General features: G+C 62.9%; 11 protein-coding genes. 9 read left to right on the plus strand and 2 right to left on the minus strand.

Annotated elements, in window-relative coordinates; translation table 11 throughout:
- Positions 1–5: 5 nt before the first annotated feature.
- Positions 6–521 (plus strand): GNAT family N-acetyltransferase, encoded by a 516-nt coding sequence (locus tag NR164_RS28370; RefSeq protein ID WP_046385120.1) that lies wholly within the window; start codon positions 6–8, stop codon positions 519–521.
- Here NR164_RS28370 and NR164_RS28375 read toward each other — a convergent pair.
- A complete protein-coding gene (locus tag NR164_RS28375; protein ID WP_102618786.1) occupies positions 497–805 on the minus strand; it encodes a hypothetical protein in 309 nt (102 codons plus the stop codon). The two genes, NR164_RS28370 and NR164_RS28375, sit on opposite strands and share 25 nt — an antisense overlap.
- 55 nt (positions 806–860) lie before the next feature.
- Positions 861–1,448, minus strand: coding sequence for a phage tail protein (locus tag NR164_RS28380; RefSeq protein WP_079442583.1), 588 nt, complete (start codon positions 1,446–1,448; stop codon positions 861–863).
- Positions 1,449–1,650: 202 nt separating this feature from the next.
- On the opposite strand from NR164_RS28380, the gene NR164_RS28385 reads away from it, so the two are divergent.
- The 8 genes from NR164_RS28385 to NR164_RS28420 all read left to right on the plus strand — a co-directional run bounded on the left by NR164_RS28385 (position 1,651) and on the right by NR164_RS28420 (position 14,531).
- A complete protein-coding gene (locus NR164_RS28385) occupies positions 1,651–3,264 on the plus strand; it encodes a glycosyltransferase family 39 protein (RefSeq protein ID WP_256823560.1) in 1,614 nt (537 codons plus the stop codon).
- Between the two features lie 118 nt (positions 3,265–3,382).
- Positions 3,383–4,216 carry a sulfotransferase gene (locus tag NR164_RS28390; RefSeq protein WP_017845533.1) on the plus strand — a complete coding sequence of 278 codons (834 nt, stop codon included), beginning with the start codon at positions 3,383–3,385 and terminating at the stop codon, positions 4,214–4,216.
- 114 nt (positions 4,217–4,330) lie between these two features.
- On the plus strand, positions 4,331–11,242 hold the full coding sequence (locus NR164_RS28395; protein ID WP_256823561.1) for an Ig-like domain-containing protein: 6,912 nt from the start codon (positions 4,331–4,333) through the stop codon (positions 11,240–11,242).
- Positions 11,243–11,282: 40 nt separating this feature from the next.
- Entirely contained in the window at positions 11,283–12,797 is a 1,515-nt protein-coding gene (locus tag NR164_RS28400; RefSeq protein ID WP_046385116.1) for a TolC family protein, read from the plus strand.
- A complete protein-coding gene (cysC, locus tag NR164_RS28405; protein WP_046385115.1) occupies positions 12,781–13,368 on the plus strand; it encodes an adenylyl-sulfate kinase in 588 nt (195 codons plus the stop codon). The genes NR164_RS28400 and cysC overlap by 17 nt, the downstream gene beginning before the upstream one ends.
- A 65-nt stretch (positions 13,369–13,433) precedes the next feature.
- Entirely contained in the window at positions 13,434–13,670 is a 237-nt protein-coding gene (locus tag NR164_RS28410) for a DUF2789 domain-containing protein (protein WP_046483761.1), read from the plus strand.
- Between the two features lie 247 nt (positions 13,671–13,917).
- Complete coding sequence (locus tag NR164_RS28415; RefSeq protein WP_156180015.1) at positions 13,918–14,118, plus strand: hypothetical protein; 201 nt, start codon at positions 13,918–13,920, stop codon at positions 14,116–14,118.
- Positions 14,115–14,531 (plus strand): hypothetical protein, encoded by a 417-nt coding sequence (locus NR164_RS28420; protein ID WP_126587694.1) that lies wholly within the window; start codon positions 14,115–14,117, stop codon positions 14,529–14,531. Before NR164_RS28415 ends, NR164_RS28420 begins: the two co-directional genes overlap by 4 nt.
- Positions 14,532–14,710 lie beyond the last annotated feature (179 nt).

Here is a 14,710-nt window from a genome sequence, read left to right on the forward strand (position 1 = left end):
AAGGCATGTTGAACAAGGATGGCGCTTTGGCGCAGGGCCTGGTGGTGCGCCCGTCACGGCCCACCGACGGGCCCTTTCTGCAAAGCCTCTACCGCTCGGCGCGTGCCGATTTGCAGTGGATCGACGGTGAGCAGGGGCTGGTCGAGGCGGTGATCGCGCAACAGTTTCAAGTGCAGGAAAACGGCATGGGCGAGCATTTTCCCGGGGCCTTGCATTATGTGATCGAAAAACTCGACACGCCCATTGGCGCCCTGAGTGCCGATTTCGGCCCGAATGAAATCCGTGTGCTGTACCTGGCGTTTATCCCCGCTGCCCGAGGCCAGGGTTTTGGCCGCGCGGTACTGCACGGCGTGCAACGGGCCGCGCAGCAGGTGTGTTGCCCGGTGGCCACGGTGGTGTGGGCGAGCAACCCCCATGCGCGCCAGCATTACCTGGCGCTGGGGTTTCGGTTGGAGGAAGAGACGCCCGCCGCGCAGCGGCTGGTGTGGTACCCGTCTCAGTTGAACACGATGCAGAAATAACCGCGTGCGTTGTCGCGGCCCATGGCGGGTTCGCGGGACACAAACACCTGCTCCAGGCAGGTCTGCGCCAGCGGCAAACGGCAGAGGCCGTCGACGAAATCCGTCGGCTCCAGGCTGTCGAGCAACACGCTGAAGGCCGTGCGCGGGCTGCCCGGCACGCTGGCTTTGGGCGCATCAGTCACCTGTTGGATCTGGATCGGCAGCGCCGACCCGTCCGGCAGGTACAACACACTCGTGTGCGCAAGCAGAGGGCGAAAGTGCTCGGGGGTGACCAGGTTCAACATACATCAGCTCCGTGTCAGAGAGGCCGAGGCCCAAGTGCCCCGGCCCGGGTGCGGGTCAGTCGCGTGACGGGAAGACCCCGTTCAGGGCAATGCTGAAGTTGATCACCAGGAACGGGTTCATCGTGTCCATGGGCAGCCCTTGGCCGGCCAAGGCCAGCGTGCCGGTCAAGCTCGTGCTGACGCCTTTGAGCGGTACCGGGCTGGCGCCCTGCTGGTCGGAAAAGATCGAGGCACTGCCCGGCCCGCCGCCGGAGGCGCCGATAAACGCATTGGCGGCGGTCGGCGCTGTAAGCGGGTTGCTGGCGGTGGCGGCCAGTTGCACCGCCGCGCTGACCGCCAGCGCCGCCGTGCTATGGGTGTGCGTGGGTAGGTTGGCCTGGGTGGCCATCACGCTTTCGACGCCGTCGACGTCGCCGATCAACCGCTGCGACAGGCCCGGGCCATTGCCTTGGCCGATGGGCAGGCGACCTTGCAGGTCAGGCAGCTTGAAGGTTTGCGTGCCGTCCCCGCCATATGTCGTGCCGATCAGCGCGTACAGCGCCTGGTATTGGCTGATGGGCAGGAGCTGGCCGGCGCAGAAGGCCCAGTTTCTTGGGGCGAAATTAAAGGCGAAAGGTTGGATGGTGCCGATGAATACTTCCATGAATCGTTCATCCTTGTGTGAGCTGTTCAAGGGGATATAAAGCCAGTCGATCTGGCTTCATCGCAGAGCGTAGACGCAGGTTTTGAGCGCTGCCTGCCGGTTGCGAAACAACGAGCGAATCCGGGGCTTTTGTCCTAGAGTGGCGCTTGTTTGCGCATGCGCAGGTTTGGCCCTGAAAATGGGCAGTGGCGGGGGAGTCGGGGTGCGACGGTCTGTGGTAGAGCAAGACGACAACGTTGGGGTGATTTCTGCTGTCAATCGCCTCGCAAAGGCCCGTGAAGGTGGCGATTGGTTGCGCCAGTTATGGTGGGTGCCGATTCTGGCGCTGGCGCTGGCCGTGCGTTTTTATGGCCTGACGGCCGCGGCGATCTGGGGCGACGAAGGCTCGAGCCTGCTGCTCAGCCAATATGCGGCGACCGACCTGTGGTTTCACGCCGCCCACGATGTGCATCCGCCGTTGTATTTCTTCTTGCTGCGCGGCTGGATCGAGCTGTTCGGCGACGGCATCTGGTCGATTCGCAGCATGAGTGCGATTCCCGGTGTGGTCGTGGTGGGCCTGGGCATCTGCCTTGCGCGGCAGTTGTCCACCCTTCGTGCCGCCGTGCTGGCGGGTGTGCTGCTGGCGCTGTTTCCCAGCGCGGTGCGCTACAGCCAGGAAGTGCGTATGTACTCGCTGCTCGGCGTGTGGCTGCTGGGCGCGACGCTGGCGTTGGTGTATTGGGTGCGCCACCCCGAGCGCACGCGCTACCTGCTGGGGTACGGGCTGCTGATGGCCGCCGGTTTCTATACCCATTACTTCACCGCGTTGTGTGTGTTGGTGCATTGGGCCTGGCTGGGCCTGTTGAGTGCGTCCCAGCCCCCCGGTCGGCGCTTGATCACGCGTCCGGCCTGGTGGGTGGCCAACGTCGCGATCGTGCTGGTGTACCTGCCTTGGCTGCCGAACCTGGTGGGCCTGGTGCAGCATGTCGAACAGCTCAAGGTCGGCGGCGACATCGGCTGGGAAGAGCCGATCAACCTGTTCTCCGTGCCGTCGATGATCTGGCAGTTCATGTTGCAGGACGAAGGTCTTGGCTTATCGCCTGTGCTGTTCTGGTCATTCCCGCTGCTGCTGGTGGCCGTGGTCGGCGTCTGCGCCTGGCGCGATCAGACGCGCTACCGGCCGGCCGGTCTGTTGGCGCTGTTTTTCTTGCTGCCGTTGCTGCTGGTGTACGGGGTGTCGTTTATCTCGTCGGTGTTTATCGAGCGTTACCTCACCGTCTACGCCCTGGCTTTGCCGATCATCCTGGCGCTGGCCATCGACCGCCTGCCCGGACGTCTTTCATGGCTGGGCGCGGCATTGTTCGTGCTGTGCGTCGGTGTGGAACTGCTGGGGGTGAAGAACAATGCCACCGTGGATGTGGATGATCAGTTCAACGTGCCGGTGGAGTTCGTCAATCGCAACTACCAGGAAGGTGACCGCATCGTCCTCAGCGACATGCTGTGGTACCTCAGCTACGTGTATTACGACCGGACCGACGCCCAATTGCAGCTTTACACCCCGCCCAAACCGGATGGCACGCCGACGCGGCCGAACTCCTATGGTTTTGGCACGCTGGTGGATCAGGACGGCGGGCGTATTTACCTCGACCGTTTGTCGGCATTACCGGCCGATACCCAGCGTGTCTGGCTGATCAGCAGCAACGAAGCACCGGACGATTTTGCGCCGCTACCGGACGGATGGCGTGAAAAAATGCAGCAGGACGGGGGCGGTGCCAGGGCGCGATTATTCGTGCTATGCCTCGGCCCAGAGCCTTCGCAGCCAGAGGCCTGCCGCTAATATCCATTTGGAATGAAAGGAATATCAAAACAGTGGCATTTGACCACTAGTGAACTTTGTAATCATCAGTTACGATTCGTATACAAATGGATTTTTGTCCTACAAAAGTGGTGAAGGGATGCAGTATCACTTTATCTCCGGTTTGCCCCGCTCCGGTTCGACGCTGCTGTCTGCGATCCTCTTGCAGAACCCGCGCTTCCACGCTGGCATGAGCAGCCCTGTGGGCACTCTGTTCAACGGCGTGCTGGGGCAATGCAGTGCTGGCAGCGAGTTCGGCTCGGTCATCGATGCCAATACCCGGCGCCGCTTGCTGCGCGGGTTGTTCGATGCCTATTACGCCGACCGTGCCCCTGTGCCGGTGGTGTTCGACACCAATCGCCAATGGTGCGCCCGCATGCCGGCGCTGCACGACCTGTTCCCCCAGGCCAAGGTGATCGCCTGCGTGCGTAACGTGGCGTGGATCATGGACAGCCTCGAGCGTGTGTACCGCGCCAACCCCTTCGAAAACACCAAGCTGTTCAACGACGACGTCGAGCGCAACACCGTCTACAGCCGTGTCGAAACCCTTGGCCAGCGCAATCGCCTGGTGGGGTACGCCTGGTCGGCGCTCAAAGAGGCGTACTACGGTGAACACGCCGACTCGATGCTGGTGGTCGACTACGACTTGCTCTCCCAGGCCCCCGAGCGGGTCATGCGGCTGGTCTACGAATTTATCGGCGAGCCCTGGTTCGAGCACGATTTCGAGCACCTGAGCTACGACGCGCCGGACTTCGACGACGCCCTCGGTGTGAGCGGTTTGCATCGGGTCAAACCGAAGGTGGAACTGCAGCCCCGGCGGACCATCCTGCCGCCCGATCTCTTCGAGCAGTTCGCGCATATGTCTTTTTGGCGTGATGGCACTTCCAGCGCCGCCAATGTGATCCGTACCAAAGCCGATGCCGCGATCAGTTGATTGCGGTTTTTTTCATTGCGGGAATCAGCATTCGACCGACGGGTGAGCAGCATGTGGTGGAACAACCTTAAGGCACGGCCAGCAACAACCAATGCCAGCACCCTGGCGACGCCGATGATTATGTCCCTGGAACCGCGCATGCTGTTCGACGGCGCAGTGGCCGCCACCGTGGCCGATGCGGCCCAGGCCGACAGCCACGCCACCGCAGATGCTGCGGCCAAGGCGCCGACGACCACCGAACACGCCGCCACCGGTAGCGAAAGCCACGCGCAGTCCGACGCGCCCGCCACCCCCGCACCGGTTGCCGTGCCGGGGCAGAGCGTGGTGTTTGTCGATGCCCGCGTGAAGGATTCCGCCGAGCTGCTCAACGGCGTTGCCCCCGGCACCCAAGTGGTGCAACTGGATGCGAGCAAGGACGGCCTGCAGCAGATCGCCGATTACCTGGGCAGCCATCAGGGCGTCAGCTCGGTGCAGATCATCGCCCACGGCAATGCCGGTGATCTGTGGCTGGGCAGCACCTATTTGTCCGCCGACAACGTCGCAGCCCGCAGCGAAGTGCTGGCGCAGATCGGCCAGGACATGAACGTGGGCGGCGATATCCTGATCTACGCCTGCAACACCGCCGCCAGCGACAAGGGCATCAACTTTGTCGACTCGCTGGCGCAACTGACCGGGCGCGATGTTGCCGCGTCCACCAACCGCACCGGCCTGGGCGGCGACTGGACCCTGGAAGTCGCCACCGGCTCCATCGAAAGTCATACGGCGTTGTCGTACCAGGCGATGTCGGCATACCAATACGGCCTGGCAAACATCACGGTGACCAGCGCCGCAGACAGCGGTGCCGGCACACTGCGCCAGGCCCTGACCGATGTGGGTGTCGGCGAGACTGTCACCTTCAGCACCCCGGGCATGACGGTCAATCTGGACACGCAGTTGGTCATCGCTAAAAACCTGACCATCGATGGCGACCTGAACAACGATGGTGTTGCCGATGTGACCATCAGCGGGCAGTACAAGACCCAGGTGCTCAAGGTTAACAGCGGTGTCACCGCGACCCTGGACGGCCTGGTCATTACCAAGGGCTTGGCGGCTGGCGACGGCAGTAATGGCGGTAGCGGTATTAGCGCGGCCAATTTGCTCGGGGCGGGGGTCAGTAACTTCGGTAACCTGACCCTCAATAACGTCAGCGTGACAGAGAACGCAGCCTCGGGTGGCGGTGGTGGCGGTGGCGTGGTCAATGGCAATTTCGGCGGTGCCGGCGGCGGCGGCGGCGCGGTGGGCGGAGGCAACGGCGGGCGTGGTGGCAGTACCGGCAACGGGAGCGGTGTCTACGCCGGAACTGCGGGCACCCCCAACCAGGGTGGGAGGGGTGGGGGCTACAGCACCATGGGCGGCAACGGCGGCTCGAGCAGCGGTGGTGCCGGCTCGACCGGCATCTACGGTTATACCAACGGTTCCGCTGGCGGCACAGCGACCTCTGGCGGCTTGTCGATCGGCGGCGGTGGGGGTGGTTCCGGTTGGAACGGTGCCGGTGGCAAGGGCGGCGGAGCGGCTGGCGGTATCTACAACGCCAGCGGCGCCACCCTGACCATCGTCGGCACCAGCTCGATTACCGGTAACATCGGTGCCGGCGGCGGCGGCGGTGGTGGTTCGGCGGCCGGCAGCGGCACTACTCTGAATGGCGGTGACGGTGGCCTGGGTGTCGGTGCCATCTGGAACAAAGGCACGGTATTGATCACGGCGGCCAACTTCGCGGCGCTGGGCGGTTCGGCCAACACCGGTGCCAGTGGTAACGGAGGCTTGGCCACCAACGCCTCGGCGGGCAGCAAACCCACAGCAGTCAACGGTCTGTTCAACGATATCGGCGGAACGGCGAACACCGCTTACAATCCGGCCCCGGTCGCGACCATCGTGGTCAGCAACACCGCGCAGCACATCGGCAGCACCTCGCAGGTGACCATTACCTTCAACCAGGCCGTGACCGGCTTTACCAGCGCCGATCTGACGATCAGCAACGGTACCCTGGGCACCCTGACTACCAGCGACAACATCACCTACACCGCGACCTTTACGCCGAGCGCGAGCGTGACCAGCGCCACCAACCAGATTGTCCTCGACAATACCGGCGTCACCGCCACGTCGACGGGGACACCAGGGACCGGCACCACCTCGTCCAACACCTTCAGCATCGATACCGTGCGCCCAACCGCGACCGTTACGGTCGTTGCGCCGACGTTGAGCACCACGGTCAACTCGACGGTGAACATTACCTTCAGCGAAGCGGTGAGCGGTTTCAGCCTTACTGACATGTCGGCGTCCAACGGCACCCTGAGCAACCTGACCACCAGTGACAATATCCACTGGACCGCGACCCTGACACCGAGCGCCAGCAACAGCAGCAGCGGCAATGTCGTTACCCTGGACAACACCCTCTATACCGATACCGCGACCAACGCCGGTACCGGCACGACCACGTCCAACACCTATGCGATCGACACGGTGCTGCCGACCTCGACCATTGTGGTGTCCGATACCGCACTGAGTATCAGCGGTAACACGTCCCTGGTGACCATCACCTTCAGCGAGGCGGTCACCGGGCTCACCGTCGGCGCCTTCACGGTCGCCGACGGCATCCTGAGCAACTTGGGCAGCAACGACGGTGGTCTCACGTGGACCGCAACCCTGACTGCGACCCCTGGGGCCTCCCATACCGGCAATGTCATCACCCTGAACAACACCGCGGTCAGTGATGGCGCGGGCAACGCCGGCAGTGGCACCACCAATTCCAACACCTATGCGGTCGACACCGCGCGGCCGAACGCGACTGTCGTGTTCGCCAACACCAACCTGGGCATCGGCCAGACCTCGCTGGTGACCATCACCTTCAGCGAAGCCGTGACCGGGTTCACCAACGCCGACCTGATAGTGTCCAATGGCACCCTGAGCGCGGTCAGCAGCAACGACGGTGGTACCACCTGGACCGCCACCTTTACCCCGACGGCGAGTATCGTCAGCGCGAGCAACCACATCACCCTGGACAACACCGGGGTCCAGGACGTGGCGGGCAACGCCGGCAGCGGCACTACCACGTCGAACAACGTGGCCATCGACGGCGTGCGTCCGACCGCGACCCTGGTGGTTGCGAGCAACTCCCTGGGCATTGGCCAGACCTCGCTGGTGACCATTACCTTCTCGGAAGCCGTGGTCGGTTTCTCCAATGTCGACCTGACGGTGTCCAATGGCACCCTGAGTGCGGTGAGCAGCAACGACGGTGGCATCACCTGGACCGCGACCTTCACGCCGAGTGCAAACCTCACCGACACCACCAACGTCATCACCCTGGACAACACCGCCTACAGCGACACCAGCGGCAACACCGGCACCGGCACCAGCGACTCCAACAACTACGTCATCGACACCGTGCGCCCCACCGCGACCATCGTGGTCGCCGACCCGGCGCTGACCGCTGGCGAAACGTCGCTGGTGACGATCACCTTCAGCGAAGCCGTGACTGGCTTCACCCTCGCCGACCTGACGGCAAGCCACGGCAGCCTGAGCAGCCTGAGCAGCGCCGACGGCGGCATCACCTGGACCGCGACCTTCACCCCAGGGACGAACACCAACAGCGCGAGCAACGTGATCGCCCTGGCCAACACCGGCATCGCCGACCTGTCCGGCAACGCAGGCGCGGGCACCACCAACTCGGCGAATTACACCGTCGATACGGTGTTGCCTTCGGCGACCATCGTGGTGGCCAACCCGACGCTGAAAATCGGTGACTCCTCCCAAGTGATGATTACGTTCAACGAGGCCGTGACCGGTTTCAGCAATGCCGACCTGACGATCACCAATGGCACCTTGAGCGCGGTCAGCAGCAGCGACGGCGGCATTACCTGGGGCGCGACGTTCACCCCGAGCAGCGCGATCAGCGACGCCACCAACCTGATCACCCTGGACAACAGCGGTGTCCAGGCGGCGGTGTCGGGTAATGTCGGCGTCGGTACCAGCAATTCCAATAACTACGCCATCGACACCCAACGTCCGACTGCGACGGTGGTGGTGAACAACGACCACCTGGGGATCGGCGGCTCGTCGCTGGTGACCATCACTTTCAGCGAAGCAGTGACCGGGTTCAGCCTGGCCGATCTGACCACCGACAATGGCACCCTGAGCAGCCTGAGCACCAGCGACAACATCACCTATACCGCGACGTTGACGCCTGTGGCAGGCGTCACCCAGAACAACAATCACATTGTCCTGGATAACACCGGTGTGATCGATGGCGTCGGTAACGTCGGGTCTGGCACCACGTCGTCCAACGCCTATATGATCGACAGCCAGCGGCCAACGGCGACCATCGTGATGGCCGACCCTGTGTTGAGTGCCGGCGAAACCTCCTTGGTCACGGTCACCTTCTCGGAAGCCGTCAGCGGTTTTGACAACAGCGACCTGAACGCACCCAACGGCACCCTCTCGACAGTCAGCAGCGCGGATGGCGGCGTCACCTGGACGGCGACTTTCACACCGACCGGCAACGTCCGCGACACCACCAACCTGATCAGCCTGAACAACGCCGGCTACACCGACCTGGCCGGCAACGCCGGCAGCGGTGTCACCAACTCGGGTAACTTCACCATCGACACGGTGCAGCCGAGCGCAACTATCGTCGTCGCCGACAATGCCCTGAACATCGGCGACACCTCGCTGGTCACCATTACCTTCTCCGAAGCGGTCAGCGGTTTTACCAACGCCGACCTGACAATCGCCAACGGCACGCTGACCGCCGTCAGCAGCAACGACGGCGGCGTGACGTGGAGAGCCACCTTCACGCCGAGCAGCGCGATCAGCGACACCAGCAACGTGATCACCCTGGACAACAGCGGTGTGCAAAACGGCTCCGGCAACAGCGGCAGCGGCACCACCGATTCGAACAACTACGCCGTCGACACCGTGCGCCCAACGGCCACCATCGTGGTCGCGAACCCGGCCCTCGGCGTGGGTGACAGCTCACTGGTAGTGATCACCTTCTCGGAGGCGGTAACCGGGCTCAGCAACGCCGATCTGACGGTCAACAACGGCACCTTGAGCACCGTGAGCAGCGCGGACGGCGGCGTGACCTGGACCGCGACGTTCACCCCGACGTCCGGCATCACCGACACCAGCAACGTGATCACCCTGGACAACACCGGCATCGCCGACCTGGCGGGCAACAGCGACAGCGGCACCACCGACTCGAACAACTACACCATCGACAGCCAGCGGCCAACGGCGACCATCGTGATGGCCGACCCTGTATTGAGTGCCGGCGAAACCTCCTTGGTCACGGTCACGTTCTCGGAAGCCGTCAGCGGTTTTGACAACAGCGACCTGAACGTCGCCCATGGCACCCTGAGCGCGGTCAGCAGCAGCGACGGCGGCATCACCTGGACGGCTCTCTTCACACCGGCGGCGGGTATCCGCGCCGCCAGCAACGTGATCACCCTGGCCAATACCGGCATTGCCGACCTGGCCGGCAACGCCGGTACGGGAACGACCGACTCGGCCAACTACAGCATCGACACCGTGCTGCCGACGGCGACCATCGTGGTCGGCGACACCGCCCTCAAGGCCGGCGAGACCGCCCCGGTGACCATCACCTTCTCCGAGGCTGTCAGCGGTTTCACCCTGGCCGACCTGAGCGTGGCCAACGGCGTGCTGAGCAACCTGGGCTCCAGCGATGGCGGCGTGACCTGGACCGCGACCCTGACGCCGACGGCCGACGTGACCGACACCAGCAACCTGATCAGCCTGGACAACAGCGGCGTACAGACCGCCGCTGGCAACGCGGGCAGCGGCAGCACCGATTCGAACAACTATGCGATCGACACCCAGCGCCCGACCGCGACCATTTCGGTGGCCAACGGCACCCTGGGCATCGGCCAGACCACCACCGTCACCATCGGCTTCAGCGAGGCCGTCAGCGGTTTCGATCTGTCTGACCTGAGCGTGGCCAACGGCGTGCTGTCCAACCTGGCCAGCAACGATGGCGGCAAAACCTGGACCGCCACCCTGACCCCGACGGCGGCGATTACCGATGCGACCAACGTGATCGTGCTGGACGCCGGCCAGGTCAACGATGCTGCCGGTAACGCCGGCAGCGGCATTGCGATCTCGAACAACTTCGTGATCGATGGCGAACGCCCGACGGCGACCATCACCATTGCCAACCCGAACCTGACCGTCGGCCAGACCACCACCGTCACGTTTACCTTCAGTGAAAAAGTCAGCGGCTTCGCGCTGGATGACCTCAGCGTGGCCAACGGCACCTTGTCCAACCTGGCCAGCAACGACGGCGGCAAAACCTGGACCGCGACCCTCACACCGACGGCCAACCTCAACGACCCGAGCAACTTCATCACCCTCGACACGGGCCTGGTGAATGACATGACGGGCAACGCCGGCAGCGGTTATGCCAATTCCAACAACTACGCGATCAACACCATTGCCCTGACCGGCGACCCGCTGTTCCGCGTCACCGAGCCGGCACCGCCACCCGGCGCGCCGGATGTGCCGCTGCAACCGATCGTGTTTGGCCGGCCCGTGGGCGACCTGGGTTCACCCATTGGCTTCCCGGCGTTGTTCGAACAGCGCGAGATGGGCGCGGGCTTGCCGCCTATCGGTAACATCTTCATTCGCAACGGTGCCTTGGCGCCCAGCTTCATTGCCCAGGTGTTCAACAGCGACAGTGGCCCGACCGGCGGCGCGCAGGGCTTCCTCGGTTTTGGCGGCGGCGATGGCGGGGTGTTTGGTTCAAGCACCTTGTCGGGGTTGTTCAATCGTGAGAGCGGCGGCGGGGACAGTGGCCTCAAGGCGTTCGACAGCCGAGCGATCCAGGGCGGCGGTGACGCGGCCCAAGGCCTGCGGGGCGTGTTCGGCGCCCCGACCCTGGGCCAGCAATTGCAGCAGATCAAAGACGTGGAACAGCGTCAGGTGATTGACCTGGCGAAGGCATTGCAACAGGTCGGCATCAGCGAAATGCAGGCCTGACACACTTAAATCAAGGCGCAGTAACAGGGGCAGTCCAAGGATGAATACAGTTCATAAGTTGTTCGGCGCCAGCGTGCTGGCGCTGGCGATCGGCGGTTGTGCGGTCACCAGCGAGCCGATTGAGCGTAGTGTCAGCGAGCAGCGAGCCCGCAGCGACCTGCACGGTATGTACACGGATCAGGAGCCATTGAACGGCCCGTTGACACTGCACCAGGCCATGGCCCGGGCGGTTAAATACAACCTCGAAGGGCGCTTGAAGATCATGGAGGAGGCGCTGGCCAAGCGCCAACTCGACCTCGCCAGTTTCGACATGCTGCCGCGCATGGCGTTGTCCGCCGGTTACGCCGGGCGCAACAACACCAACGCCTCCAGCAGCCAGAGTGTTCGCACCGGCACCCAGTCCCTGGAACCGTCGACATCCCAGGACCGCGACCGTCGCGTGGCCGACCTGACCATGGTGTGGAACGTCCTTGACTTTGGCGTCAGCTACATCAGTGCCAAGCAGCAAGGCGACCAACGCCTGATCGTCCAGGAGCGGCGCCGCAAGGTGATCAACACCATCGTCCAGGACGTGCGCTCGGCCTATTGGCGGGCGGTTGCGGCCGAACGCCTGTTGACCCAGATCGACAGCCTGATGGCGCGGGTCGACCAGGCCCAGAGCAACAGCCAAAGCATGAGCGAGCAGCGTATCGGCGACCCGATCCAGGCCCTGGGCTACCAGCGCTCGCTGATCGAAGCCACGCGCCAATTGCAGGAACAGCGCCGCGCGCTCTCCCTGGCCAAGACTGAACTGTCGACCCTGATCAACCTGCCCATGGGCACCGACCTCAAACTGGCCACGCCGGACGACTACGCCGTGCCGCAGCTCAAGGTCAACTTCGCCAGCCTGGAACAGGAAGCCCTGGCCAACCGCCCTGAACTGCGCGAGCAGGACTACCAGACCCGCATCAGCGCCGCCGAAACCCGCAAGGCCATGCTGCGCCTGCTGCCGGGCCTGGAATTCTCGGCCGGTGGGCATTACGACAGCAACTCGTTCCTGGTGGACAACCGCTGGGCCGACTACGGCGCCAAGGTCACCTGGAACCTGTTCAACGTGCTCTCCGCCCCGGCCGCCATCGACGTCGCCAAGGCCGGCGAAGAAGTCGCCACCGCACGGCGCCAGGCCATGTCCATCGCAGTGCTGGCGCAACTCTACGTCGCCAACGCGAACTTCCAGGACGCCGTGCGCCAGTTCAAGACCAACGAACAGCTGGCCGACATCGACGGGCAGATCCTCACCCAACTGCGCAACCGTCACCAAGCCGCAGGCCTGGGCGAACTGGACCTGATCCAGGGCGAACTCAATACCCTGCAAGCCGACCTGCGCCGCGACCTGGCCTACGCCGACCTGCGCAACGCCTACGGCCAGATCTTCGCCAGCGCCGGGCTCGACCCGTTGCCGGAGCAGGTCGATTCCGACCGCGTGCAGTCCATCGCCACCGCGCTGGCCGGCCGCGAATCGGCATGGGCCGCCGGCAACATCGCCGCCCCGGTGCCCCGTGCCGCCGTCAAGTAACCTGGTGGCACCGACCGCGAGCATCACGCGTGCCCAGCGTGAGGCTCGCAACGGTCATCGCGGCGTGGCGATCCTGCTGACTGGCCTGCCGGCGTCGGGTAAATCGACCCTGGCCCAAGGGCTGCAGGCGGCGTTGTTCGAACAAGGCCGACACAGCATCGTGCTCGACGGCGATGCCTTGCGTGGCGGCTTGAACAAAGACCTGGGGTTTGCCGACGGCGACCGCCTGGAAAACATCCGCCGCGCCGCCGAACTGGCGGCGTTGCTGGTGGACAACGGGCAAATCGTGATCCTGGCGCTGATCGCGCCGTTGGTCGAATTACGCGCGGTACTCGCCGAACGCCTGGGCGCGGACTATCGGGAAGTGTGGTGCAACGCCGCACTGGACATCTGCGAACGCCGCGACCCCAAAGGCCACTACGCCCGCGCCCGACGCGGCGAACTGCCGGGGTTCACCGGCATCGGCTCACCCTACGAACCGCCGCCGCAAGCCGCCCTGGTCCTGGAGACCGGCCAGCTATCCGTGCAGCAATGCGTCGCACAACTGCAGGCCTGGTTGCAAACCCTGTAGCGCAAGCTCGCGCCTGCCGTGGGTGAGGGCTAGACTCGGATAAACCCACCTATCCGGAGCTCATCATGCAATCGCCTGAACACAGCTTGCCCTCCCTGTTCAAACAACTCGGCCTGGCCGACGACCCCGCTGGCATCGAGCAATTCGTCACCGCGCACTCACCGCTCAAGGCGGACCTGGAACTGGCCGATGCGTTTTTCTGGACGGATAGCCAGAAAGCGTTTTTGCGTGAGGAAATTCTGGAGGATGCGGATTGGGCTGAAGTGGTGGATGAGTTGAACCTGATGTTGCGGCGTGATTGAGAGGTGTAAAAAAATCTTTGATGAAATGCCGTAATGTAAAAAAATTGGTGTGCGGTAAAAAAAACTGGGCTGTAAGCGGCCCAGTTAATTTTTTCTGGAAAGCTTCGCACCATGGCTATCGACCTGCGCGCTGGGGCGGGTGATACACGAGGTTGGGAAATTTCCTATCGACTAAAAGGAAGTGGATGATGGTGGGCAGAGTGAGGAACCCTTATCAACGGGGCTGACTCCTTCTTCTGAACACAACATGAAACGACTGATCCCCCGTACCGAAATTGAACAATATGACCTCACAAAAATCGAGAGTCCCTATTTTGCCGGCAGCAAAGTAAGGGAGTTTTTCCGTGCGCCTTATGCGTTGCAGGGACTGAGTGAACTTCTTGGTGAATGCAATATTTCCCCTGTTTGCTGTTCTGGGGAAAAAAGATCAAAGGACGCAGGAAAATGACGCGCAAGCATGTTTTTTGGTTTTGGGGAGCCATGGATGCCCTTTATCTGATTCGCTATGCAGTGGCCAGCGCAATAGAGGGAAGGATTCCTTATTTAAGTGATCTTGAAAGTGCGTTATGGGTGCTGCGTGATCATAGCGTTGTGCAGTTATACATGTTCGGCTTTGCCATGCTGCTGCAAGTTTCCATCGTGATCTCGTGCCTGCTGTTCTTTCTTGGACGTGAACAGGTGAGATGGGTTACTTACCTTCAAACACCCTTGCGATTGGCTTTTATTGTGCCTTCTGTTTCGCTGTTGCTAGTGGGTGCTCAGCTTGTTCCCAACTACAACGTGGTGTTAATGGCTGCGTTAGTTGTTGTATCCGAGGCAGTGAAAGTCTGGAGCGTCTGGCGATGGAGCAAAAGGTGCTGATATTTTCCGGCAGAGCCACTTAGGAGACTGAGCGGTCAATAAGCCGGTTGCACAGCAATCCTGAAGCCGACACCGATCCAAATGTGGGAGGGGGCAAGCCCCCTCCCACATGGGTCATGCGGCGTTGTGGCTATCGTTGAAGATCCAACCCTCACACGAAACCCGCTTTACTTACCCAC

Source organism: Pseudomonas sp. Pse79, from assembly GCF_024519615.1.
GTDB classification, from domain to species: domain Bacteria; phylum Pseudomonadota; class Gammaproteobacteria; order Pseudomonadales; family Pseudomonadaceae; genus Aquipseudomonas; species Aquipseudomonas veronii.